Below are 23,638 nucleotides of genomic sequence, written 5' to 3'. Positions count from 1 at the left end.
GCGGCCCGCGGCTGAGGCGATGCAGGTGCGGGATTTCTGGATGACGCGAGGAGGTCGGTGAAGATGGTCCTCGCTCTGCTTGTCAGCGGCGCGGTCGTCGTACTCGTGCTGCTGGGGCTCTTCGTCTTCGGGCTGCGGAGACGACTGATCCAGCGATCCGGCGGAACGTTCGACTGCAGCCTGCGCTGGGATGTGCCGCCGCGAGCGGACACCGCCGCCGCCGTGGCCGGCGCCGACGGCGCCCAGGTACCGCGCACCGACGCGGGGGAGCCAAGCGGCAAGGGCTGGGTGTACGGGGTCGCGCGCTACAGCGGCGACCGGGTGGAGTGGTTCCGCGTCTTCTCGTACGCGCCCCGCCCGCGCCGACTGCTCGAACGCTCGGCCATCGAGGTCATCGCCCGCCGCACCCCGCAGGGCGAGGAAGAGCTCGCCCTCCTCTCCGACGCCGTGGTCCTGGCCTGCCGCCACCGGGGCACCCGCCTCGAACTCGCGATGAGCGAAGACGCCCTCACCGGCTTCCTGGCCTGGCTCGAAGCAGCCCCCCCGGGCCAACGCGTCAATGTGGCTTAGATAGAGGACCCGCGTTGGTTGGGGGTACCTCCCAGCGGTAGCTGGGGGAGCGTCAATGTGGCGCAGATAAAAGGTGCCGCTCCCCCTGACGGTGGCTTCCCCCTCACCCAGCGGTGAGTTGGTCGGCCAGGTCGGTCAGGTTCTCGGCGTGCAGGTCGAAGGTGTCCGTGGGGGTGGGTGGGTCGCCGACGGGGCGGGCCACGTAGGCGGTGCGGAGGCCGACGGCCTGGGCCGCGCGGAGGTCCCAGGCGTGGGCGGCCACCATCAGGAGGCGCTCCGGCGGCCGTCCCGCGACGGTGGTGGCCAGCTCGTAGACCGCGGGGTCCGGCTTGTACGTACGGGCGTCCTCGGCGGACAGGGCCTGGTGCCAGCGCAGCCCGGCGTGGGCGTTGATGCCCAGCAGCGCCGTACGACTCGCGTTGGAGAGGCCGATCAGCGGGAACCGTTCGGCGAGCCGGGCGAGTCCGGTGACCGTGTCGGGCCAGGGCGGGAGGTCGCGGGCCGAGTGGGCCAGGGCGGCGATGGCGGCCGGGTCGGTGACGCCCGCGGCGTCGGCGACGAGGTGGGCGGCTTCCTGGTCGAGGGCGTCACTGGGCGCGTAGGGGCGCGCGCCGTCGACCATGCGGCGCTGTTCGCGTTCGATGTGGTGCTGCCACAGGGTCAGAAGCCGTTCGATCTCGGCGTCGTCCCGCGTGGGGGCGAGGCGGCGCAGGCCGGCCCGGAGGCCGCGGGGTTCGTCGACGAGCGTGCCGAGTACGTCGAAGACGAGCGCGTCGATCTGGGGCTGCGACATGTGCGGGTTTCTCCCGGGCGAGGCAGGGGCGAGCGGCTGTGGTGGCAACGCCTCGGCCCCGGCGGTGATTCCCGGGCCGGGCGGCTCGTGCGGGCCCGCATGGCCCGGGCATGGCGGAGGACCGGGAAGGCGGCGGGCGGTGCCTGCCTTCCCGGTCCGGTTCGTGCTGGACCCACGCTGTGGTGCTCACCGGCCCGGCGGGGCCGGCCGACGGGCGGGGCCGCGCTCTCGCGGCCCCGCGTCGTGCGACTAGCGCAGGCCGCTGTTGATGGCCGACATCAGTTCGCCGTTGGCGGTGTCACCGCTGAACTCCCAGAAGAACGAGCCGCCGAGCTTCTGGTCCTTCACGTACGACATCTTCCCGGTGATCGTGGCCGGGGTGTCGTAGCTCCACCACTGGGTGCCGCAGTGGGCGTACGCGGTGCCGCCCACGGTGCCGTTGGCGGGGCAGCGGTCCTTGAGGTCCTTGTAGTCCTCGATGCCCGCCTCGTACTTGCCCGGGCCGGCGCCGGTGGCGGTGCCGCCCGGCTCCTTCTGGGTGACGCCGGTCCAGCCGCGGCCGTAGAAGCCGATGCCGAGCAGCAGCTTCTTCGCCGGGATGCCCTTGCCCTTGAGCTTCTGAATGGCCGCGTCGGAGTTGAAGCCCTCCTTCGGGATGCCCGGGTAGGAGGTGAGCGGGGAGTGCGGGGCCGTCGGGCCCTTCGCGTCCCAGGCGCCGAAGAAGTCGTACGTCATGACGTTGTACCAGTCGGCGTACTGGGCGGCGCCGGCGTAGTCCGCGACGTCGAGCTTGCCGCCGTTGGAGCCGTCAGCGGAGATCGCGGCGGTGACCAGGTTGTTGGCGCCGAACTTGTCCCGCATCGCCTTCATCATGGCGGTCATGGAGTTCGGGCCGCTGGTGTCGCAGGTCAGGCCGCAGGCGTTCGGGTACTCCCAGTCCAGGTCGATGCCGTCGAAGACATCGGCCCAACGCGGGTCCTCGACCAGCTTGTAGCAGGAGTCGGCGAAGGCGGCCGGGTTCTTGACCGCGTCACCGAAGCCGCCGGACCAGGTCCAACCACCGAACGACCACAGCACCTTGATGTTCGGGTACTTGGCCTTCAGCTTGCGGAGCTGGTTGAAGTTGCCGCGCAGCGGCTGGTCCCACGTGTCGGCCTTGCCGTCGACGCTCTGGTCGGCGGTGTACGCCTTCTCGTAGTCGGCGTAGCCGTCACCGATGGTGCACTTGCCGCCCTGGACGTTGCCGAAGGCGTAGTTGATGTGCGTGATCTTCTCGGCGGAGCCCGAGGTCACCAGGTTCTTGACGTGGTAGTTGCGCTGGTAGACGCCCCAGTTGGTGAAGTAACCCAGCTTCACGGCGTCGCCGACCGGCGGCTCGCCGCCGTCGCCACCGGTGGTACGCACGGTGCGCGCGCCGCTCGCCGCGCCGAGCTGGTCGGCGGTGTCGCGGGCCTTGACGGTGTACGAGTAGTCCGTACCGGCGGTCAGGCCGGAGTCGGTGTAGCTGGTGCCGGTGACGGTGGCGATCGTGGTGCCGCCGCGCAGGACGTCGTAGTTCTTGACGCCCTTGTCGTCGGTGGCGGCGGTCCAGCTCAGCTTCACCGAGGTGTTGGTGATCTCGCTGGCGGAGGGGATGCCAGGAGCGCTCGGCGGGGTGTCGCCGGGCTGCGTGCTGCCGTCACAGGAGCCGCCGTTGAGCTTACAGCCGGTCGGCGCGCCGCCGCCGGTGCCGTTGAAGCCGAAGGTGACGCTGGCGCCGGGCGCCAGGGTGCCGTTCCAGCTCAGGTTCTTGGCGGTGTAGTGGTTGCCGGAGCCGGTGATGGTGGCGTCCCAGCCGGAGCCGACGGTGGTGCCGGAGGGGACGTCCCACTCGACGGTCCAACTGTTCAGCGTGGTGTCGCCGGTGTTCTTGACGGTCCAGCGGCCCTCGTAGCCGCTGCCCCAGTCGGCCGCCTTCACGTAGGTGGCGGTGGCGGACTCGGCGGCCTGGGCGGGAGAGGCCAGGCCGACGAGCGCGGCGAAGGGGAGTGCGAGCGCGACGAGCGCCGCAGTGGTTCTGTGCCGGGTATGCCGGATGCGTCTGACGATTCCTGATCTCACTGCAGGGGCTCCTGGATACTCGGGTCCGGATGGGGGGTCGTCCGGATATCGGGCTGAGATCTTCGCGAAACGTGCGCCGCCCGGTAAGCCGTCATTGTCATGACACGCTCACCAAAGATGTGAAGGGAGCGTAAGGAGGTCTGGACCACTGGGTCAATAGGTCTGGACCAAAGTGAGATTGAGGGATTCCGGTTACGGCCGTCGCGGGGGAGCGCTCACGCCCCACTCCTGCGCCAGTACCGCGGCCTGCACCCGGCTGCGCAGCTCCAGTTTGGCCAGCAGCCGGCTCACGTGCGTCTTCACCGTAGCCTCCGCCATCGTCAGGCGGGTAGCGATCTCCGCGTTCGACAACCCCTCGCCGAGCGCGCCCAGCACCTCGCGCTCCCGTGGGGTCAGCGTGTCCAGGAGGGCGGTGTCGGGCCCGCTCGCCAGCCCGGGCGGCTGCACCCGGCCGAACTCGCGGATCAGCCGGCGGGTCACCGACGGAGCGATCAGCCCCTCGCCGCGGGCCACCGTGCGTACCGCCGCCAGGAGTTCGGTCGCCTCGCTGTCCTTGAGGAGGAAGCCCGCCGCGCCCGCGCGCAGCGCGCCGAACACGTACTCGTCCAGGTCGAAGGTGGTCAGTACGAGCACGTCGGCCAGGCCGTCGGCGACGATCTGACCGGTGGCCGACACGCCGTCCAGGCGCGGCATCTGCACGTCCATCAGGACCACGTCGGGGCGCAACTCGCGGGCCAGCGCCACGGCCTGCTCGCCGTCGGCCGCCTCGCCGACGACCCGGAGGTCGGGCGCGGACCGCAGGATCAGCACCAGGCCGGCGCGTACGGAGGTCTGGTCCTCTGCCACCAGCACCCGGACGGGCGCGGCGGCAGCCGCGTCGGCATCCGCGGCGGTCGCCGCTCCGGTGCTCGCGGCGGTCGTCGGGTGCGTGCTCGTGGCGGTCGTCGCTCCGGTGCCTGCGGCGGCGCCGGCGTCGGAGTCCGAGCCGGCGGTGGACCCCGGGGTGCCCGTCGGGGCTGGCCGGCCGGTCGCCTCCGTGGGGTCCGTCGGGTGCGTCGGCGCCGTCGTGGCGCGTGCGTCGCTGGGGTGGGTCATGGGCGTGTCTCCTCGTCCACCGGCAGTACGGCCCGTACTCGCCAGATCCTGTCCCGGCCGGCCGTCTCCGGGCCCGCCTCGAACTCGCCGCCGAGCAGCGTCGCGCGCTCGCGCATGCCGACCAACCCGGCGCCGGAGCCCGGCGCGCGGGGGCCGTCGCGGTCGCCGAGCGGGCTGACCACCTCGACGCGCAGCGCCCCGTCCTCCGCGCGGCCCAGCCGCACGCGCACCTGCCCGGGACCGGCGTGCTTGAGCGCGTTCGTCAGCGCCTCCTGCACGATGCGGTACGCGGCCAGCTCGACCGGCGCGGGCAGGGCGTGCGCGTCCGCGCCGGCGGCTGGCGCGGCGTCCGGCCCGGCGTTCGGGGCGAGGCTCGGGGCGGCGCTCGACCCGGTGCGCTCGGCGGCGGTCGCAGGGAGGTCGGCGGCCGAAGGTGGACCGGCGGCCGGAGGGGGCCCGGCTGCGGGAGGGAGGTCGGCGGTCGTGGGGCGGGCCGCGTCGGGGTCGGCGGCGCGCGCCTGGTCGGGTCGCGTCGGGGCCGCCCCGCGTTCGTCGTGGAGCGCGAACGACAGGCCGTTGTCCGCGCCGATCCGCTCGGCCCGGGTGAGCAGCGCCGACAGGCCGTCGAGGGTGGGTACGGCGGTGGGTTCCGCGTCGCCGCTGGCGTCGCGCAGCAGTCCGATCAGCCGACGCATTTCGGCCAGGCCCTGCACGCTGTTCTCGCGGATCACGCCGAGCGCCTCGTGGGTCGCCTTCGGGTCGCCGAGCGAGAGGGCGGCCGTGGAGTGGATGGCGATGGCCGACAGGTGGCCGGCGACCATGTCGTGCAGCTCGCGGGCCATCCGGGCGCGCTCGGCGGCGACGGCCTCCCGGCGGTCGAGCTCGGCGAGGAGCGCGGTGCGCTCGGCTTCGAGGCGGGCCGCCTGGGCGGCCTCGCGGTGCGTGCGGATGATCGCGCCGGTCCACGCGGGGACGATGGTGATCATCGCGGTGGCGAAGCCGAGCAGCAGGGCGGCCGAGTCCTGGAAGCCGACGAGGGTGCCGACCGTGATCAGCGCCGTGATCAGGTAGCAGTCGCGCGGGATACGGCGGGCCGCCTGTGGCGAGCCGTACAGCACGGCCGCGTACACCAGGTCCGAGAACATCAGCACCGTGGTCACCAGCGTGCCGCTGAGGATGTCGAGCGCGAGGGCGCAGGTGGCGATGGTGAGGCCGAGCTGCGGGGCCGTACGCCGCAGCAACTCGGCCCCGGACATCACGAACAGCGCCACCAGCGACAGCCAGCCCGGCAGCCCGAAGGCGGCGGGGCTGTTGTGCAGGTCGAGCGCGTAGAGCAGGAGCCCGCTGAGCAGCCCGCCGACGCCGAACAGCACGTCGTGCTCGTGCGGGCGGAACGGGGACCGGCTGCGGGGCATGTCTCCATCACAACACGCAGGTCACCGGCCCGGCGTCCGCTGACGGTCGCGGGTGCGGCCGGGGCGGGTACATCGAAGGATGCAGCGCCCTCTCGTCAGCGGCGACGACGCGCGCGGCCCGGCGCGCGGGGAGCCTGGAGGAGTGGCCCGGGAACACGTCGCCGGGCCCCCGAGCTGGAACAGGAGGTCGCTGCCGTGATCGTCACGATGATCGTCGTCGCCGAGGTCGGCTTCTGGGTGCTGCTGGTCGGCGGCCTGAGCGTGCGCTACCTGCTGCGGCGACCGCGCGCCGGGGCCGCGATCCTGATGTGCGAGCCGGTGCTCGAACTCGCGCTGCTCGTCGCCACCGTGATCGACCTGCGCGACGGCGCCACCGCGAGTACCAGGCACGGCCTGGCCGCCATGTACATCGGCTTCTCCGTCGCCTACGGCCACTACACGATGGCCTGGGCCGACCGGCACTTCGCCTACCGCTTCGCGGGCGGGCCGAAGCCGGCCAAGCCGCCGAAGTACGGGATGGCGCGGGCCGCGCACGAGTGGAAGATGTGGCTGCGTACGGCGCTGGGCGCGGGCATCGCGGCCGGGCTGCTCCAACTGGCCGTCTGGTTCGTCGACGACCCGGACCGCACGGCGTCCCTGCGCGACATGCAGGCGCCGATGGGCATGGTGGTCGGCATCTGGCTGCTGGTCGCGCTGTCGTACACGCTGTGGCCGAAAAAGGACCCCGCGGGTCCCGCCGGCAACGCCTTCGGAGGTCCCGCCGGCGGCGGTCACGGTGTCGACGCCGAGTCCGGTGTCGAGCGGCGCCCCGCCTGGCAGCAGGCGGTCGAGCGTGTGACGCACCGCGACCGCTGAGCGGCCGGCCGCCCGGCAGCCGTCAGCCGCCCCGCCCCGTACGGCCCCTCTCGCCCGCCCCGCCCCACGGCCCACCCCGGGCCCGTGGGGCGGGCGCGGCGCCGTGGGGCCGGGGCCGTCAGCGTTCGCCGCCGGGGACCCAGAGCACGTCGCCGGTCTCCTTGTTCGCGGTGCGGGCCAGGATGAACAGCAGGTCGGAGAGGCGGTTGAGGTACGTCGCGGTGAGCGGGTTCATGCTGCCGCCCTCCTCGGCGACGCCGTGCTCTTCGAGCGCCGCCCAGGTGGAGCGCTCCGCGCGCCGCACCACCGTGCACGCCTGGTGCAGCAGCGCGGCGCCCGGCGTGCCGCCCGGCAGGATGAAGCTGCGCAGCTTGTCGAGGTCCGCCAGGAAGGTGTCGCAGTCCGCCTCCAACTGGTCGATGTAGGACTGCTCGACCCGCAGCGGCGGGAACTCGGGGTTCTCCACGACCGGCGTGCACAGGTCGGCCCCCACGTCGAAGAGGTCGTTCTGGACGCGTACGAGTACGCGTACCAACTCGGCGGGGAGCGAGCCGAGGGCGATGGCCACGCCGATGGCGGCGTTGGCCTCGTTGGCGTCGGCGTAGGCCGCGATGCGGACGTCGGTCTTGGCGGTGCGGCTCATGTCGCCGAGCGCGGTCGTGCCCTTGTCACCGGTGCGGGTGTAGATGCGCGTCAGATTGACCATGGGGCGAGCCTAACCACCGGTCACGCGCCGGCGGAGGTGAACACCCGGGTGCCGATGGTCACGGCGACGACCGAGAGGGCGGCGCCCACCAGCGTCCCGTAGAGCAGGTGCGCGCTGGCGAAGTCGCCGACGAAGGCCGCCCGCACCGCGTCCACCAGATAGCGGAACGGTATGAGGTGGGAGAGCACGTCCAGCCAGCCCGGGGCCAGCGTCATCGGCAGCATCAGCCCGGACAGCAGCATGGACGGCATGGTCAGCGCGTTGATGGTGGGCCCGAACTCCTGCGGCGTGTTGACCTTGAGGGCCAGCGCGTACGACAGCGAGGCCAGCGACACGGTGAGCAGGGCGACGAACGCCAGGCCGATCAGCACGCCGCCGACCGGCGCGCGCAGCCCCATCACCAGCGCGGCGAGCACCAGCAGCACGGCCTGGAAGACGAACACGGCCGCGTCCCGCAGCACCCGGCCGAGCAGCAGCGCGAGCCGGCTCACCGGCGTCACCCGCATCCGCTCCAGCACGCCGCCCTGCTTCTCGATGAGCACCGCGAAGCCGGCGAACGAGGCGCCGAAAAGGCCGAGTTGGAGCAGTAGCCCGGGTACGAGCACCTGCCAGGAGTCGCCCTTGGAGCCCAGCGGCAGGTCGGTGAGCAGCGGGCCGAAGAAGAGCAGGTAGAGCAGCGGCATCAGGATGCCGAAGAGCATCTGGAACCGGGACCTCAGGGTCTGTCGGGCGTACCGGCTGAAGATCAGCGCGGTGTCCGAGCACAGGGCGGACAGGGCGGCGGTGGCCATGGTGGGCACTCCTCGTCGGTGGTGCGGCCCGGGCGCGCTCGGCGGCGCGCCGGGGCGCGGGTGCGCGCACGCGTGAGCGGCGGTGGCGGGCACGCGGGGCGGCGGTGGTGGTGCGGGGTCGGTGCCTGGCCGCGCCGGACGGGTCAGGCGGGCGAGCCAGGCAGGCCGGGCGTGCCAGGCAGGTCAGACAGGTCAGCCAGGCGGGCCGGGCGAGCCGGGCAGGTCAGGAGACCGGGCAGGTCAGGAGACCGGACAGGTCAGGAGACAGGCAGGTCAGGAGACAGGCAGGTCAGGCCGCGGTGGGGGCCGATGCGGTGGGGCCGAGGGGGCCGCCGGGTTCGGCGGACGGGTCGGGGGCGATGCCGTGCCCGGTGATGGCCAGGAAGGTGTCCTGGAGCGTGGCGTCGGGCGAGCCCGTGTGGCGCTGCCTGAGGTCGCGCGGGGTGCCGTCGGCCACCACCACGCCACGGTCCACGATCACCAGCCGGTCGGCGAGCGCGTCGGCCTCGTCCAGGTAGTGCGTGGTGAGGACGACGGTGGTGCCGTGTTCCGTGCGCACCCGGCGCACCAGCTCCCACAGGTCGGCGCGGCTGCCGGGGTCGAGGCCGGTCGTCGGCTCGTCCAGGAAGAGCACCGCCGGCCGGTGGGTGAGGCCCATCGCGATGTCCAGGCGCCGCCGCTGCCCGCCGGAGAGGGCGCCGGCCTTGCGGTCGAGCAGGTCGGCGAGGCCCAGGTCGGCGGCCAACTCGGCGGCCCGCGCGACCGCTTCGGCCCGGGGCAGCCGGTAGAGCCGGCCTTGGGTGACCAGCTCCTCGCGGACCGTCAGGTTCGGGTCGACGCCACCCGACTGGGCGACGTAACCGCTCTCGCGCCGTACCCCGGCCGGGTCGCGGACCAGGTCGCAGCCGGCGACCGTGGCGGCGCCGCCGGTGGGCGGCAGGAGCGTGGTGAGCATGCGCAGCGTGGTGGTCTTGCCCGCGCCGTTGGGGCCGAGGAGGCCGACGACCTCGCCGGGCCTCACGGTCAGGTCGATGCCCCGCACGGCCGCCACGGGGCCCTGGGGGGTGGTGAACGTCCGGGCGAGGCCGACCGTGCTGATGATTGCCATGCCCACAGAAAAACAGAGTCTCTTAAATTTTGCAATCACTCCAAGTTTGGTGAACATCCAGCCAGGCTTACGATGGGGGCATGGCAGAGGGACTCAGGGAGCGGAAGAAGCGGCAGACGCGGCAGCACATCTCGGACGTGGCCACCGGGCTCTTCCTGGAGCGCGGCTTCGACGCGGTGACCATCGCGGAGATCGCCGACGCGGCGGACGTGTCGGTCAACACCGTCTACAACTACTTCCCGGCCAAGGAGGACCTGTTCTTCGACCGCAGCGCGGGCGTGGTGGACCGGCTGCCGCGCTACGTGCGCGGTCGCGAGGTGGGGGAGTCGGCCGCGCGCAGCGTGCTGCGGCAGTTCACCGCCGAGGTGGAGGCCGTCTCGCCCACCGTCGGGCTGTTCGCCGGCTACGACCGGTTCATGCGGGTCATCCAGGGCGCCCACGCCCTCAAGGCGCGCCTGTGGTACCTCCAGCAGGAGGTGGTCGAGCAGGTGGAGAACGTCTTGCGCGAGGAGACCGGCGCCGCCGCCGACGACCCGCTGCCGACGCTGGTGGGCGGTCAGCTCGCCTGGGTGCAGGGCACTCTGATGGGCTTCGTCGGCCGCCAGATGATGGCCGGCCGCGAGGTCGCCGAGGTCTCGCGCGAGGCGCTCGTCCTGCTGGACGAGATGGAGGACCTGCTGAGCGAGCGCGTCCTCAACTACGCGGTGCGCCCCGCTCCGTGACCGCCGGCGGTGTGAGGTCCGTCATGTGAGACGTGACGCGCATCTCTTCCCCTGCCCCCGGGGCCCTGACGCCCGCTAAGGTCCGCCTCAAAGCCGAAAAACCAGTGTGGTGGGGGCGCCGTGGCCCCCGGCAGGTAAGGGAGACGCAGTGGCCAAGAAGCTCGCCGTCATCGGGGCCGGACTGATGGGGTCCGGTATCGCTCAGGTCTCGGCCCAGGCGGGCTGGGACGTCGCCCTGCGCGACGTGACGGACGCCGCTCTGGCACGCGGCAAGGACGGCATCGAGGCGTCGTACGCGAAGTTCGTCTCCAAGGGCAAGCTCACGGCCGAGGACGCCGAGCAGGCGCTGGCGCGCATCACCACCACCACCGACCTGGACGCCGCCGCCGACGCGGACATCGTGGTCGAGGCCGTCTTCGAGAAGATCGAGGTCAAGCGCGAGATCTTCGCGACCCTCGACGGCCTGGTGGGGGACGAGACGATCCTCGCCTCCAACACCTCCGCCATCCCGATCACCAAGATCGCGTCGGCGACCTCGCGCCCGGAGCGGGTCGTGGGCACCCACTTCTTCTCCCCGGTCCCGCTGATGGCGCTGTGCGAACTCGTACGCGGCTACAAGACCAGCGACGAAACCCTCGCCGCGGCCCGCGAGTTCGCCGAGGGCATCGGCAAGACCTGCGTGGTCGTCAACCGCGACGTGGCCGGCTTCGTCACCACCCGCCTCATCTCGGCGCTCGTCGTCGAGGCGGCCAAGCTGTACGAGTCCGGCGTGGCCAGCGCCGAGGACATCGACATCGCCTGCAAGCTCGGCTTCGGCCACGCGATGGGACCGCTGGCCACCGCCGACCTCACCGGCGTGGACATCCTGCTGCACGCCACCGACAACATCTACACCGAGTCGCAGGACGAGAAGTTCGCCCCGCCGGAGATCATGCGCCGCATGGTCGACGCGGGCGACATCGGCCGCAAGAGCGGCCGGGGCTTCTACCCGCACGACTGACCCGCCGCCGGCCCGCGCGCCGGTCCCGACGCGCTGTGCGAGGTGTCGAACCGTGCGCGGGCGGGCAGTTGGCCCTCCACGTACACGGGCGCCGCGCCCCCGGGAAGCGGCGCCCGCCGTGCCATGACAACCACAGACAGGCCCGCACCCCATGGGCCTACTCCATGGGGTGAATTCGGTATCGGTTCGCTTACGGGCGGCAACTTTGCCGTATGAGAGGCAGTCAGTTGTGTAGATATACGACCACAACGACGCACCATCGGGGAGCGCATATGCACATCAAGGGCGACCACGCCGAGCTGGTCGTCGGGGGCCGACTCGACATCCGCAGCGCGGCGGACGCCCGTACGGCCTTCCACACCGCCGTGGACGGCGGTGGTGGAGACCTCGTGCTCGACCTCTCCGGACTCGACGCCTGGGACGCCACCGGGCTCGGCGTCATCATGGGCGCCCACCGCAGGGCCGGCCGCGTCGGCCGACGCCTGGTGCTGCGCGGCGTGCCACCCCAGATGCAGCGCCTCCTGGTCGCCACCCGACTGCACCGCATCCTGGCCATCGAAGGCGGCCTGGAAGTCGACTCCCTGCCCCGGGTGTGAGGCCGCGGGGCCCGCGTCGCCATCCCGGCGCGGCCGGGCTCCGGGTCCAGGCCCCGCCTCGGGCCGCGGCGGTGAGCGGCCGTGCGCGCCGGCTCGCCCGCCGGGGCGGCGCGGCACCGGTGGGTCAGCGATACTGGGCACAGGTCCACGTTCGGCGAGCGCCGCTGACCATGCCAGGTGGACACCGGACGGCCGCGCCGGCCGCCCGAATCCGGCACGCCGCGGACCAGCCCGCTGACCACACGGCACGCAGCTCTGGGGGGCTTTCACCATGGACCCGACGCACCGCGGGCCGCACGAGCACGGCCACGACGCTTCGGACGACGCCGCCGGCGGCTCGCGGCGCACGCCACACCGCGGCCCGCAGCCGCCCGCCATCGGCCCCCACGACCGCGACCGGGGTGGGGCGTCGTCGACGCCGTCGCCCGGCATCGCCCGCACCGCCCAGCTCACCTGCGGCGACTACCTCCTGACCGTCAACCCCATCGACGGCAGCGAGATCGAGCAGTGCCCACCGGGCAGCCCGCACCGATCGGCCGCGCCGCGCCGCCACACCCGCGAGGAGCGCGCCGAACTCCGCCGCGCCCAGACCGTCGCGCGCTCCACCGTGACCGCCGGACCGGGCGCCATCGCCGCCGGCACCGCCCACCGCGAGCTGCCGCTGCTGGACCGCGAGGAGGAACGGGACCGGCTGATACGGCTGTTGACCCGCGGTCGCTCCGTACGGCTGACCGCCCCGTCGGGCGCCGGACGCAGCGCGCTGCTCGACGCGGTCGCCGACGGCTGCGGCAACCTCGCCCCGGACGGCGTGATCCGCCTCTCCGGCTACCACCGCACCCCCACCGACCTGCTGCACGCCCTGTGCGCCGCCGTCTTCCGGATGCCCACGCACCGCCCGGACCGGGCCGAGCTGGTGGAGCTGGCGCGGGACATCGGGGCCGTCGTCATCGTGGACGACATCGAGTTCGACGGGCCGACGCTCGACGACTTCCTCGACGCCACGCCCGAGTGCGCCTTCCTGATAGCGGCCACGCCGGAGGTCTCGGCCCCGTCCCCGGGCGCCTACCTGGAGGAGGTCGCGCTCGGCGGCATCAGCCGGACCGCCTGCATGGAGTTGCTGGGTCGTCTCGTGCGCCGGCCGCCCACCGACGAGGAGGCGGCCTGGGCGGCGGACCTGTGGTTCGAGTCCGAGGGGCTGCCGCTGCGGTTCGTACAGGCCGCGGCGCTGCTGCGGGGCCGCGACCAGGCGGCGGGCCGGACCACCGAGCCGGCGGCCGACCCGACCGCCGAGCCGGCGCCGGGCACCGCGGGAACGGACGGGGGCGCGGACGCCGCCCCGGACGCCGTCCCCGACATCGACGCGGACCCTGCCGATACCGCCGACGCCGCCCCGCCGCGCGTCCCCACCCTCACCGAGGGCGTGGCCCCGGCGGCGTTGCTGGCCGACCTGGTCAGCGCGCCGGCCCGGGAGACCCTGCAGTACGCGCTGGCCCTGGGCGGGGAGTGCCCGCACCCGTCCCACCTGCCCGCGCTGATCGGCGACCCGGGGGCCGACGCCGCCATCGCCGAACTCATCGGCTGCGGCCTCGTCACCCCCGCCGGCGACCACTACCGGCTGGTCACCGGCGTCGCCGCGCAGCTCACGGCGGCCGGCTTCGCCGACGACCCGACGGCCCGCGCCCTCACCGTGGCCCAGCACTACGCCTGGTGGGCCGGCCACCCCTCGGTGGCCGCCAGCCGCGCGACGGAGGAGGCCGACGCCATCCTCGGCGCGCTCGGCGCGCTGGTCGCCGCCCGCGCCGGCGCCCGGGGCCCGGCTCAGGCGCCGTCGGCGGCCGGGGACGGTGGCGGGGCCCGCGTGGGGCAGCTCAGCGCGGCCGTGCTGCTGGCGCGGACGGCGGCCCCGGCGTTCGCGGCCGGGCTCGGCTGGGGCGCCTGGGAGCGCTGTCTGCGGTACGGCCAGGAGGCCGCCAGGCTCGCCGGCGAGGTGGCCGAGGAGGCGTACTTCCACCACGAGTTGGGCGTCCTCGCCCTGTGCACGGGCCAACTGGACCGGGCTCGCGCCGAGCTTGAGGCGTCCATCTCGCTGCGCGGGGTGCTCGCCGACCGGCGCGGGGCCGTCGCGGGCCGCCGGGCCCTGGCCCTGGTCGTGGACCGCACCGGGATCTCGGCGCCGGGCGGATTGGACACCCTCGGCGAACTCACGGGGGGCGAGGGCGGCGCCGACGCGCCGGCCGAGGGCGCCGCGCCGGGCGGTGGCGCGAGCCCGACCGACACGACCGTGATCGTCCCGCGCCAGGACGCGACCGACACGCTGCCGGGCCCGGCGGTGGTGCCAGCCGCCGGCGGCGGCGCCGGCACGGGCGGCACGCGCGGCGGCTGGCGGGCCTCGGTACGGAAGCTGCCCCTGCTGATCGGGGCGCGCCGGAACGCGGCGGCCGTCGGCGCCGGCGTGCTCCTGGTCGCCGTCCTCGGCACGGTCGTCACGCTCGGCGCCACCTCGGGCGGCGACGGGTCGCCGGAGCGCGTCACGCCACGGCACAGCACGCCCCTGCGCGGCGAGGGGGACGAGGAACGCGCCGCCGACGAGCCGCGCCGCGACACCGGCCCGGGCGCCACCGGCCCCGGCGCGACCACCGGCCCTGGCACCTCGGGGGCGCCGAACCCGTCGGCCTCCACCGGCGCCGGCCAGTCGCCGAGCACCCAGCCCTCCGACGGCGGCCCGACCACGGGCGGGCCGTCACCGACGGACGACCCCACGGAGGGCACGCCCACCGGCCCGTCGACCCGGCCCACCAACCCGCCCGCCACCAGGCCGACGGACCCGCCGACGCGCCCCACCAGCCCGCCGACCACCAGGCCGACGGACCCGCCGACCGAGCCGACGAACCCGCCCACCACCAGGCCGACGGATCCGCCGAGCACGGCCCCCACCACGGTGGACCCGCCGCAGTCCCCGACCCAGATCACCAGCGACCCCGGCTCGCCGTCCCCGGCCACCGACGCGACCAACCCGCGGGTCTGACCAGCGGGGGAGCGGGTCGCGGGCCCGCGCGCGAGCGGCCCGGCGCGCGTGGTGCGCCGGGCCGCTCGGGCGGTACGGGAGGCGGAGCCGGTCCGCGGGGTGCCTAGAACAGGCGCAGCTTGTCGTCCTCGATGCCGCGCAGCGCGTTGTAGTCGAGGATGACGCAGCCGATGCCGCGGTCGGTGGCGAGCACGCGGGCCTGCGGCCGGATCTCCTGGGCCGCGAAGATGCCCTTGACCGGGGCCAGGTGCGGGTCGCGGTTGAGGAGTTCGAGGTAGCGGGTGAGCTGCTCGACGCCGTCGATCTCGCCGCGCCGCTTGATCTCCACGGCGACCGTGCCGCCGTCGCCGTCCCGGCACAGGATGTCCACGGGCCCGATGGCGGTGGGGTATTCGCGCCGAATCAGGGTGTAGCCGCTGCCGAGGGTTTCGATGCGGTCGGCCAGCAGCTCCTGGATGTGCGCCTCGACCCCGTCCTTGATCAGCCCCGGGTCCACGCCCAGCTCGTGCGAGGAGTCGTGCACCACCTCCTCCATGGTGATGATGAGCTTCTCGCCCCCCTTGTTCACCACGGTCCACACGTTGTCCTCGCCCTCCTTGAGGGTGCAGGGCGGAGACATCCAGTTGAGGGGTTTGTAGGCCCGGTCATCCGCGTGGATGGACACGCTGCCGTCGGCCTTGACCAGGATCAGCCGGAGCGCGGAGGGGAGGTGAGCAGTGAGCCGGCCCGCGTAGTCAACGGAGCAGCGGGCAATGACGAGACGCATGGTCGGCAACGCTACTCGACGCCGCCCCGTCCACGCGATTCGTCCCCGACCGGCCCCTTCCCCGTTGGCTGGTAGTGAGTGCAACGTCCTGGTGCGGGCACGGTGGCCCGAACTACCGTTGAAGCAGGGGGTCGCCGCACGAGTACGCTGCGTCGCGGCTCCCGCCCCTCATCCGCCAGGCCCCGACTCCGGGGTCACGAGAGGAGAACCCATGTCGCTCGACGTCTCACCGGCCCTGCTCGAACAGGCCGAGCGAGGCGAGGTCGACGAAGCGGAATTCGTCGACTGCGTCCGGACCTCCCTGCCGTACGCCTGGGAGATGGTCAGCTCTTTGGTGGCCCAGCTCAAGGTGGACGGCGGTGAGTTCGCCGACAACCAGGTGCCGCCGCCGGACGAGCAGGCGCGTGGGCAACTGCTGCGCGCACTCGCCAGCGACGCGATACGCGGCTCGCTGGAGCGGCACTTCGGGGTTCGGCTGGCGTTCCAGAACTGCCACCGGGTCGCGGTCTTCCCGCTCGACCCGTCCGCCGACGACCGCCTCGCCCGCTTCACCTCCATCCGGGGACAGCTCCTGAACCAGTCCCCGGAGCTGCGCGACTGCTGACGCGCTGTCGCAGCCGCCCCGCAGGCGCACGGTGCTCGACCGGTGCGGGGCGGCGATCCCCCTCTCCTCACCGCGCGGCGGGCCGTCAGCTACAGCGCGGCAGCACCTCCTCGCCGAGGCGCCGCACGTTCTCCTCCGTGCCGGTCAACTCGCCACAGCCCTCGACCAGGAAGGCGAACCGCTCGATGCCGGTGCGCTCGGCGCTGGCCGCGAGCAGGTCCGCGCACAGCGCGGGCGGGCCCACCGGGTGCAGCGAGCACAGCAGCTCCGTGTAGGCCCGCGGGTCGCGCATGGCCCGCCGTCGCCCGTCCACCGTCACGTACGCCCCAAGGCCCCGCCGCAGCCAGCCGGGCATCGCCTTGAGCAGCGACTCCGCCGCGTCCTCGCGGGTGTCGGCGATCTGCATCACGCCGGTGGAGACGTGCGGGGCCGCCGCGACGGCCTCCGGCGGGTGACCGGCGGCGAGCGCCGTCGCGCGCCACAGCGCGACCATCTCCGCCTTCTCGTCGTCCCCGCAGTGCATCCCGAGCAGCATGGGCAACCCCCGCTCGGCGGCCAGCCGGACGCCGCGCGGCGACACGCACGCGACGACCACCGGAGGCCCGTCCGCGGGCACGCCGTCCAGGAACTCGTCCGCCCGCGGTACGACGGGCACCTCCCGGAAGGCGTACCGCTCGCCGGCCGCGCCGACGGACGGCTCCCGCAACCAGCGCAGCAGCAGGTCCAGCGATTCGGGGAAGCCCTCCTCGTACGCCCCCAGGCCGGTCCCGAACACCTCCAGGTCGACCCAGGGCCCGCCGCGCCCCACGCCCAGCGTGAACCGGCCACCGGTGGTGAGGTGGAGCAGCGCCGCCTGCTCACCCAGCGCGACCGGATGGGTCGTGGACAGGACGCTCACCGCGGTGCCGACGCCGATCCGGCGGGTGCGCCCGAGCACCAGCGCGGCGAGGGTGGTGGCGGACGGACAGACGCCGTACGGAATGAAGTGGTGCTCGGCCAGCCAGACCGCGTCGAGCCCCGACTCCTCCGCGACCTCGGCGGTCCGCACCGCCCTGTGAAGTGCTTCCCCCTGTCCCTGGCCCGGGAACTGTCCGGCCAGGACGAATGCTCCAACGCGCATCGCTCTGCCTCCTCTTGCAGCCTCGCGACCGACGCGGCCCCCCGCTGGCATTAACGCCTGTCACGTGCCAAGGGCACGGCTTGGCAAGAAGTTTTCATGATGATCAGGAGATGTGGCGATGTGCTGACTGTCGCCGGCTCCCGCGACGGTGACGACAACCCTTACGCTGGTAACGGTCCGTAGTCCCCGCCGAAACCACGAGGTGCCCCGTGTCCCCTCGCCGAAACCGCCCCCGAGGCGGCGAGAAATCAGCAGAGCACTCCCCCTGGATGTCCACGGGCGGGGAGCGGACGGAGAGTTGGCAGGGGGAGGAGTGGCTGGTGCGGTCGGTGGTGGGTAGCGCCGCCGGCAAGTACTACCGCTGCCCCGGCTGCGACCAGGAGATCCCGCCCGGCGTCGGCCACCTCGTCGCCTGGCAGAGCTACGCGGGCATGGACGACCGACGGCACTGGCACCGGGGCTGCTGGAACGCGCGAGACCGCCGGAGCGCGAAGCTCCAGCGGTCTCGTAACGCGCCGCGCTACTGACGCGCGCGGCGACCGCCCGAGCGGCCGGGGCCGGGGCGCCGGGGCCCGGGCGGGGCGTCAGACGTCCCGCTTCTCCAGCACGCTGAACGCGGCGGCCAGGGCCGCGCCCGTGACGACCAGGATGATCAGCAGCGGGTCCCAGCCGGAGGGCCCGGAGTCCACCACCGTGTTGCTGAACATGATGCCGAGCTGGCTGGGCACCGAGTACTCGAACAGCGCCTCGCGCACGTCCTCCAGCGCGTCGCCGCGCATGAACAGCGCCAGCACCAGCGGCAGCAGCACCACGCCGATCATGATGGTGATCGCGCCCGCGGAGTGCCGCAGCATCGAGCCGACGCTCAGCGCGAGCAGCCCGAGCAGCGCCACGTACAGGCTGACGCCCACCGTCGCCTTGAACCAGGCCGAGCCGCCGGTCTCTCCCGCGCCCGGGTTGTCGCTCAGCATGCTGTCGCCGATGAAGCCGACGACGGCCGTGCAGGCGAGCGTCACCACGAAGGTCAGGGCGAAGAAGACGATCGCCTTGGCCGCCAGCACCCGGCTACGGCTCGGGCACGCGGTCAGGGTGGTGCGGATCATGCCGGTGCTGTACTCCGACGACACGGCCAGCACGCCGAGCGTGATCACGCACAGCACACCGAGCAGCATCCCGAAGAAGCCGAAGGCCAGCGGGGACTCGCCCTCCAGGTCCGTGTCGCCGCTGGCGATGCCGACCGCGGTCAGCAGCCCGATGCCGACCACGAGCGCCACCATCACGGTGAGCGTCCACATCGTCGAGCGCACCGACTTGATCTTGGTCCACTCGGAGGCGAGCGCGTGCCCGATGTGGGTGGGCCGGATCGGGATCGGCGAGGTGTAGCCGGCGTGCGCGAAACCACCGCCCGGCGCCTGCGGCTGGCCCTGCTGCGGCTGCGGCGCCTGGAGCGTCTGGACCTGCTGGTGGGGGGCCGGCTGCTGCTGCGGGGCGGCGGGGGCCGGGTGCGGCTGCTGAGGGGTGGTCATCGGGCGTCCTCGCTGTCGCGCTCGTTCGGTTCGGCGGGGGTGGCGGGGGTGGCGGGCGGCTGCGCCGCGGGGGCGGCCTGCTGGTCCGGCAGGGCTCGCAACTGCGTGGTGCGCGGCGAGGCGGCGGCCGGCGCGGGCCCGGCCTGCGGCGGCAGCGGCTGGCCGGCGGACGGCGCGGCGGCGGGCGGCTGCGCCGCGTACGGCGGCTGGCCAGGGGCGTACGGATGGGGCTGACCCGGCGCGTGCGCGTGGGGCTGGCCCGGCGCGTACGGGTTCGGCTGGCCCGGGGCCATGCCGGGGGCCTGCGGCGCGGGCTGGCCCCAGCCCTGCGGGGCGCCGGGCGGCAGCGGCTGGCCAGGCGCGACGGCCTGGAACCCGGCGCGCGGGTCGTGCGTCGAGCGGTAGTCCACGGCGCCCTGCGTCATACGCATGTACGCCTCCTCCAGCGACGCCCGGTGCGGCGCCAGCTCCCACAGCCGGATGTCGGCCGCGTGCGCGAGGTCGCTGATGCGCGGCAGGCCGAGACCGGTGACGCGCAGCGCGCCGTCCTGCTCGGGCTGCACCTGCCCGCCCGCCTCGGTGAGCGTGGCCACCAGCTTCTCGCGCTGCTGCGGGTCGGTGTCCGGCGTGCGCACCCGGGCGAAGTCGGCGGAGTTGGCCGATATGAAGTCGGTGACGCTCATGTCGGCGAGCAACTGGCCACGGCCGATGACGATCAGATGGTCAGCGGTGAGCGCCATCTCGCTCATCAGGTGGCTGGAGACGAAGACCGTACGGCCCTCGGCGGCGAGCTGCTTCATCAGGTTGCGCACCCACAGGATGCCCTCCGGGTCGAGGCCGTTGACCGGCTCGTCGAAGAGCAGCACCTGCGGGTCGCCGAGCAGCGCCGCCGCGATGCCCAGGCGCTGGCCCATGCCGAGCGAGAAGCCCTTGGACCGCTTCTTGGCCACGTCCTGGAGGCCGACCACGCCGAGCACCTCGTCCACCCGGCGGGCCGGGATACCGGAGAGCTGGGCCAGGCTCAGCAGGTGCTGGCGCGCGCTGCGGCCACCGTGCACGGCCTTGGCGTCGAGGAGCGCGCCGACCTGGCGGGGCGCGTTCGGCAGCCGGCGGAACGGATAACCGCCCACCGTCACCTGACCCGAGGTCGGCGTGTCCAGGCCCAGGATCATGCGCATGGTCGTGGACTTGCCCGAGCCGTTGGGGCCCAGGAAGCCGGTGACGGCCCCCGGCCGCACCCGGAAGGTCAGGTTGTGCACGGCCGTCTTGGCGCCGTAGCGCTTTGTCAGGCCGACTGCCTCGATCAAATCTCCGCCCTCGCCGTCGTCGGGGCGTCAGCCACCTGCCGGCTCGCCCCCGTGAGGGTTAGGAGGATAACCGGGAGCTGGCGGTTCCCTTCGAGCCGCGATTGACACGCTTTCCGGGCGACCCGTGCCGAAACGTCCGGCCGCGTCCGCCTGGGCCGGCCTTTTCTCCCGCGTCGTCGTCGTCCGCCCGCCCGTCGTCGGTGGTCGCGCGCCGTGAGCCTACGCCGCCCGCCGTGAGCCGACGCCGGGGGCGCCGGAGCCGGAGTGCCGACGCCGGAACCGGGGGGGCGGCGTCGCTCAGGCGTCCCGCTTCTTCAGCGCCAGCGCGCCGCCGATCAGCGCCACGGCGACCCAGGCGGCCATGATCGCGAGCCCGCCCCACGGCCCGTACGGGGCGTCGTCGTCGGTCCGTACCACCTGCATGATCCGCGAACCGGCCTGGTCGGGCAGGTACCGCCCGACCTTCTCGGTGGCCGGCACGTTGCCCAGGATGTTGGAGATCAGAAAGAAGAACGGCATCAGGATGCCGAGCGAGACCATCGGGCTGCGCAGCATCGCGGTGACGCCCATGGCGAACATGGTGATGAGGGTCATGTACAGCGCGCTGCCGATCATCGCCCGCAGCACGCCCGAGTCACCGATGGACGCCTTGTGCTCGCCGAGCATGGCCTGGCCCGCGTAGAAGCTGGCGAAGCTGATCACCAGGCCGGCCACGAGGGCCAGCAGCGTGGCGACGGTGATCTTGCTCGCCAGGAACGTCATGCGCTGCGGCACGGCCGCCAGCGAGGTGCGGATCATGCCGGTGCTGTACTCGTTGGAGACCACGAGCACGCCGAAGACGATCAGCGCGAGCTGGCCGAGGCCGATGCCGGCGAAGCTGATCAGCGTCGGATCGAACTCGAGCTTCTCGCGCGGCGACATGTCGCCGTACTCCTTCTTGCTCAGCGCGCTGAGCAGCATGCTCAGCGCCACCGTGACCACCAGCGCCAGCGCGAGGGTCCACCCGGTGGACTGCACCGACCTGATCTTGGTCCATTCGGACCTGAGTACCTGCGTCGCGACCGCCATCGTCAGGAGCCCTTCTTCCGCTGCCAGTCGGCTCCCCAGCCGCCCTGCTGCCCCGGCTGCCCAGCCTGTCCCGGCTGGCCCGCCTGCCCGGACCCGCCCGGCTGTCCCTGCTGCCCGGACCCGCCCTGCTGTCCCGGCGGTGGCCCCTGGGGCGGATAAGCCCGCGGCGGCTGGGCCTGCGGCGGATACCCACCGCCGCCCGGCGGCACCGCACCCGGCGGCATGGCACCCGGGGCCGCACCCGGCGGCACGGCACCCGGCGGCACCGCGCCCGGGGCCGCGCCCGGCGCGGCCCCGCCGTACGGCGCGCCCGCGGCCAGCGGGTGCGCGCCCGCCGGGCCCGCGTGCGCGTGGTACTCCACCGACTCGGCCGTGAGCTGCATGAACGCCTCTTCGAGCGACGCCTGCTGGGGGCTCAGCTCGTGCAGCACCACCTGGTGCCGCGCGGCCAGCTCGCCGAGCTGCGCCGCGTTCGCCCCGTCCACCTCAAGCGCCCCGTCGGGGGCGACCACGGCCGTGTGCCCCGCCGAGGCCAGCGCCTCGCGCATCCGCTCGTGGTCGGGCGTGCGCACCCGCACGTACGAGCGCGAGTTCTGCGCGATGAACTCCGCCATCGAGGTGTCCGCCATCAACCTGCCCTGCCCGATGACCACCAAGTGGTCGGCGGTCAGGGCCATCTCGCTCATCAGGTGGCTGGAGACGAACACCGTACGACCCTGGCCGGCCAGGTTCTTCATCAGGTGGCGGATCCAGTGGATGCCCTCGGGGTCGAGCCCGTTGACCGGCTCGTCGAACATCAGGATCTCGGGGTCGCCCAGCAGGGCCCCCGCGACGCCGAGCCGCTGGCCCATGCCGAGCGAGAAGCCCTTGGAGCGCTTCTTCGCGACCGAGGAGAGGCCGACGGTGTCCAGCACCTCGCTGACCCGGCTCGTCGGGATGCCGTTGCTCTGCGCCAGACACAGCAGGTGGTTGTACGCGCTGCGCCCGCCGTGCATGGCCTTCGCGTCGAGCAGCGCGCCGATGTGCTTGAGCGGATCGCGCAACTGCCGGTAGTGCTTGCCGTCGATGCGGACGTCCCCGGCCGTCGGGTTGTCCAGGTCGAGCATCATGCGCATGGTCGTGGACTTGCCGGCACCGTTGGGGCCCAGGAAGCCGGTGACCATCCCGGGGCGCACGGTGAACGTCAACCGGTCCACGGCGAGCTTGTCGCCGTAGCGTTTCGTCAACCCCACAAGCTCGATCATGCAGGCCACGCTAAGGGCCGTGAGGCGTACACGCCACCCCACGGCAAGCAGCGCCGCACACCATTTTCCGCGGTGTGCGGCGCTGTTCACGCAAGGGTGCGGACGCACCGCTCGCCGGTCACCTGTCGGCTACCGACCGACCCACGGGCCCGTGGCCCGAGAGCCACGATCACCCGCGGTCGCGGCCACCCACGTCCCCACCGGACGGTGACCGCCGACGAACCACTCGCCGCCGGGACGGGCCCGGCCGCGGCTCGTGAGACGCCGCGGCCCGGCCGGAGGTCAGCGGCTCTGCTGCGCGGGAACGCCGCGCTGCGCCGAGTCGTCCTCGGGGGCGCCGGCGGCGGCCACGGCCGCGCCGGTGAGCGTGGCCAGCATCTCGCGGACGTTGGTGAGCTGCGCGTTGATGCTGTCGCGGCGGTTGGTGAGGGCCGCGAGCTCGCGCTCGGACTCGCTGCGCACGCGGTCGGCCTTGGCGTTGGCGTCGGCCACGATGTCCTCGGCCTGGCGCTGCGCGGTCTCCACGGTCTGCCGGGCCCGCCGCTCCGCGTCCGTGCGCAGCTTCTCCGCCTCCAGGCGGAGCTGCTCGGCGCGGTGCTCGATCTCCGCGAGCCGCTTCTCCGCCTTCGCCTGACGCGAGGCCAGGTCGCGCTCGGACTGCTCGCGGCGCTTGGCGAGGTTGGTCTCGAAGTCGGCGGCGGCCTGCGCGGCCTTGGCGCGGGTCTCCTCGAAGAGGGAGTCCGCCTCCTCACGCTTGGACTGCGCGTCCTTCTGCGCCTCGCTGCGCAGCGTGCTCGCCTCGGACTTCGCCTTCTCGACGATCCGCGCGCCGTCGTCCTCGGCCTTCGCCTTGCGCTCGGCCGCGAAGGTCTCCGCGTCGTTGCGCACCTGCTGCGCGGCGGACTCGGCCAGCTCGCGGTGCTGCTCGGCGGCCCGGCGGGCCTCCTCGCGCAGGTCCTTCGCCTCCTCCTCGGCGAGGCGAAGGATCTTCTCCACGCGCGCGCCGAGACCCGCGTACGACGGCTCGGAGTCGTTGACCTGAGCCTGCGCGTTCTGCGTTTCGAGGTGGAGCTCCTCGATGCGCTTCTCCAGGGAGGTGATGCGTGCCAGGGCGCTGTCTCGGTCGGCGACGAGCTTGCTGATGCGGTCGTCCACCTGACCGCGGTCGTATCCACGCCGCACGAGCTCGAAGCCGAAGGGGGAGGAAGTGTCGCTCATGGGGTTCCT

21 protein-coding genes and 1 pseudogene are annotated in these 23,638 nt (G+C 73.4%); 8 read left to right on the top strand and 14 right to left on the bottom strand.

All coding sequences use genetic code 11. The features are described 5' to 3' along the window. The first annotated feature begins 63 nt into the window (after nt 1-63). Nucleotides 64-570 (top strand): DUF2550 domain-containing protein, encoded by a 507-nt coding sequence (locus AC3CHW_RS09195; RefSeq protein WP_187063118.1) that lies wholly within the window; start codon nt 64-66, stop codon nt 568-570. Nucleotides 571-673: 103 nt separating this feature from the next. On the opposite strand, the gene AC3CHW_RS09190 is transcribed toward AC3CHW_RS09195, so the two are convergent. The 4 genes from AC3CHW_RS09190 to AC3CHW_RS09175 form a co-directional block, all read right to left on the bottom strand. Beyond that, the gene (locus AC3CHW_RS09190; RefSeq protein WP_488470120.1) at nt 674-1,363 is read right to left on the bottom strand and encodes a haloacid dehalogenase type II; all 690 of its coding nucleotides are present in this window, start codon (nt 1,361-1,363) and stop codon (nt 674-676) included. A gap of 249 nt (nt 1,364-1,612) precedes the next feature. After that, nucleotides 1,613-3,463 carry a glycosyl hydrolase family 18 protein gene (locus tag AC3CHW_RS09185; RefSeq protein ID WP_187086425.1) on the bottom strand — a complete coding sequence of 617 codons (1,851 nt, stop codon included), beginning with the start codon at nt 3,461-3,463 and terminating at the stop codon, nt 1,613-1,615. A 192-nt stretch (nt 3,464-3,655) separates the two neighbouring features. Continuing rightward, nucleotides 3,656-4,315 carry a response regulator gene (locus AC3CHW_RS09180; RefSeq protein ID WP_488471011.1) on the bottom strand — a complete coding sequence of 220 codons (660 nt, stop codon included), beginning with the start codon at nt 4,313-4,315 and terminating at the stop codon, nt 3,656-3,658. 239 nt (nt 4,316-4,554) lie between these two features. After that, nucleotides 4,555-5,973, bottom strand: coding sequence for a sensor histidine kinase (locus tag AC3CHW_RS09175; RefSeq protein WP_488470119.1), 1,419 nt, complete (start codon nt 5,971-5,973; stop codon nt 4,555-4,557). 195 nt (nt 5,974-6,168) lie between these two features. On the opposite strand from AC3CHW_RS09175, the gene AC3CHW_RS09170 reads away from it, so the two are divergent. Beyond that, on the top strand, nt 6,169-6,828 hold the full coding sequence (locus AC3CHW_RS09170; protein ID WP_488470118.1) for a hypothetical protein: 660 nt from the start codon (nt 6,169-6,171) through the stop codon (nt 6,826-6,828). A gap of 118 nt (nt 6,829-6,946) precedes the next feature. Here AC3CHW_RS09170 and AC3CHW_RS09165 read toward each other — a convergent pair whose 3' ends face one another. The 3 genes from AC3CHW_RS09165 to AC3CHW_RS09155 all read right to left on the bottom strand — a co-directional run bounded on the left by AC3CHW_RS09165 (nt 6,947) and on the right by AC3CHW_RS09155 (nt 9,433). Then, nucleotides 6,947-7,534, bottom strand: coding sequence for a cob(I)yrinic acid a,c-diamide adenosyltransferase (locus AC3CHW_RS09165; RefSeq protein WP_176164164.1), 588 nt, complete (start codon nt 7,532-7,534; stop codon nt 6,947-6,949). Nucleotides 7,535-7,554: 20 nt separating this feature from the next. Beyond that, nucleotides 7,555-8,325 (bottom strand): ABC transporter permease, encoded by a 771-nt coding sequence (locus AC3CHW_RS09160; RefSeq protein WP_488470117.1) that lies wholly within the window; start codon nt 8,323-8,325, stop codon nt 7,555-7,557. 289 nt (nt 8,326-8,614) lie between these two features. Then, entirely contained in the window at nt 8,615-9,433 is an 819-nt protein-coding gene (locus AC3CHW_RS09155; RefSeq protein WP_488470116.1) for an ABC transporter ATP-binding protein, read from the bottom strand. Between the two features lie 80 nt (nt 9,434-9,513). Between AC3CHW_RS09155 and AC3CHW_RS09150 the strand changes: the two genes are divergently transcribed. The 4 genes from AC3CHW_RS09150 to AC3CHW_RS09135 all read left to right on the top strand — a co-directional run bounded on the left by AC3CHW_RS09150 (nt 9,514) and on the right by AC3CHW_RS09135 (nt 14,776). Further along, the gene (locus tag AC3CHW_RS09150) at nt 9,514-10,155 is read left to right on the top strand and encodes a TetR/AcrR family transcriptional regulator (RefSeq protein ID WP_187062124.1); all 642 of its coding nucleotides are present in this window, start codon (nt 9,514-9,516) and stop codon (nt 10,153-10,155) included. A gap of 148 nt (nt 10,156-10,303) precedes the next feature. Beyond that, the gene (locus tag AC3CHW_RS09145) at nt 10,304-11,155 is read left to right on the top strand and encodes a 3-hydroxyacyl-CoA dehydrogenase family protein (protein WP_488470115.1); all 852 of its coding nucleotides are present in this window, start codon (nt 10,304-10,306) and stop codon (nt 11,153-11,155) included. Between the two features lie 272 nt (nt 11,156-11,427). Then, nucleotides 11,428-11,751: an STAS domain-containing protein gene (locus AC3CHW_RS09140; RefSeq protein WP_488470114.1), complete on the top strand. Its 324-nt coding sequence runs from the start codon at nt 11,428-11,430 to the stop codon at nt 11,749-11,751. Between the two features lie 271 nt (nt 11,752-12,022). After that, complete coding sequence (locus AC3CHW_RS09135) at nt 12,023-14,776, top strand: ATP-binding protein (RefSeq protein WP_488470113.1); 2,754 nt, start codon at nt 12,023-12,025, stop codon at nt 14,774-14,776. Between the two features lie 103 nt (nt 14,777-14,879). Here the strand turns inward: AC3CHW_RS09135 and nucS are convergent, their stop codons facing one another. After that, entirely contained in the window at nt 14,880-15,542 is a 663-nt protein-coding gene (gene nucS, locus AC3CHW_RS09130; protein ID WP_359325112.1) for an endonuclease NucS, read from the bottom strand. Between the two features lie 211 nt (nt 15,543-15,753). Between nucS and AC3CHW_RS09125 the strand changes: the two genes are divergently transcribed. After that, nucleotides 15,754-16,146: an SCO5389 family protein gene (locus tag AC3CHW_RS09125; protein ID WP_176164175.1), complete on the top strand. Its 393-nt coding sequence runs from the start codon at nt 15,754-15,756 to the stop codon at nt 16,144-16,146. Between the two features lie 85 nt (nt 16,147-16,231). Here AC3CHW_RS09125 and AC3CHW_RS09120 read toward each other — a convergent pair whose 3' ends face one another. Next, nucleotides 16,232-17,266 carry an LLM class flavin-dependent oxidoreductase gene (locus tag AC3CHW_RS09120; protein WP_176164176.1) on the bottom strand — a complete coding sequence of 345 codons (1,035 nt, stop codon included), beginning with the start codon at nt 17,264-17,266 and terminating at the stop codon, nt 16,232-16,234. Between the two features lie 209 nt (nt 17,267-17,475). Here AC3CHW_RS09120 and AC3CHW_RS09115 point away from each other — a divergent pair, with 209 nt between their 5' ends. Further along, nucleotides 17,476-17,793: an ATP/GTP-binding protein gene (locus tag AC3CHW_RS09115; RefSeq protein WP_488470112.1), complete on the top strand. Its 318-nt coding sequence runs from the start codon at nt 17,476-17,478 to the stop codon at nt 17,791-17,793. Nucleotides 17,794-17,850: 57 nt separating this feature from the next. Here AC3CHW_RS09115 and AC3CHW_RS09110 read toward each other — a convergent pair whose 3' ends face one another. The 5 genes and pseudogenes from AC3CHW_RS09110 to AC3CHW_RS09090 form a co-directional block, all read right to left on the bottom strand. Continuing rightward, on the bottom strand, nt 17,851-18,792 hold the full coding sequence (locus tag AC3CHW_RS09110; RefSeq protein WP_488470111.1) for a DUF2705 family protein: 942 nt from the start codon (nt 18,790-18,792) through the stop codon (nt 17,851-17,853). Beyond that, nucleotides 18,789-20,099 (bottom strand): ABC transporter ATP-binding protein, encoded by a 1,311-nt coding sequence (locus tag AC3CHW_RS09105; protein ID WP_398608876.1) that lies wholly within the window; start codon nt 20,097-20,099, stop codon nt 18,789-18,791. The genes AC3CHW_RS09110 and AC3CHW_RS09105 overlap by 4 nt, the downstream gene beginning before the upstream one ends. Nucleotides 20,100-20,396: 297 nt before the next feature. Continuing rightward, nucleotides 20,397-21,173, bottom strand: a complete 777-nt coding sequence (locus tag AC3CHW_RS09100) for an ABC transporter permease (protein ID WP_176166425.1) — start codon at nt 21,171-21,173, stop codon at nt 20,397-20,399. A gap of 224 nt (nt 21,174-21,397) precedes the next feature. Further along, nucleotides 21,398-22,411 (bottom strand): annotated as a pseudogene (locus AC3CHW_RS09095) (ATP-binding cassette domain-containing protein); the annotation flags it as partial. Nucleotides 22,412-22,693: 282 nt separating this feature from the next. Continuing rightward, entirely contained in the window at nt 22,694-23,629 is a 936-nt protein-coding gene (locus AC3CHW_RS09090) for a coiled-coil domain-containing protein (RefSeq protein ID WP_187062182.1), read from the bottom strand. Between the last annotated feature and the right edge of the window lie 9 nt (nt 23,630-23,638).

It is taken from the genome of Streptomyces sp. MGP-BFMKR1 (genome assembly GCF_057766585.1).
The sequence above is the reverse complement of the archived record's forward strand: the minus strand, read 5'-3'. Positions and strand labels throughout refer to the sequence as shown.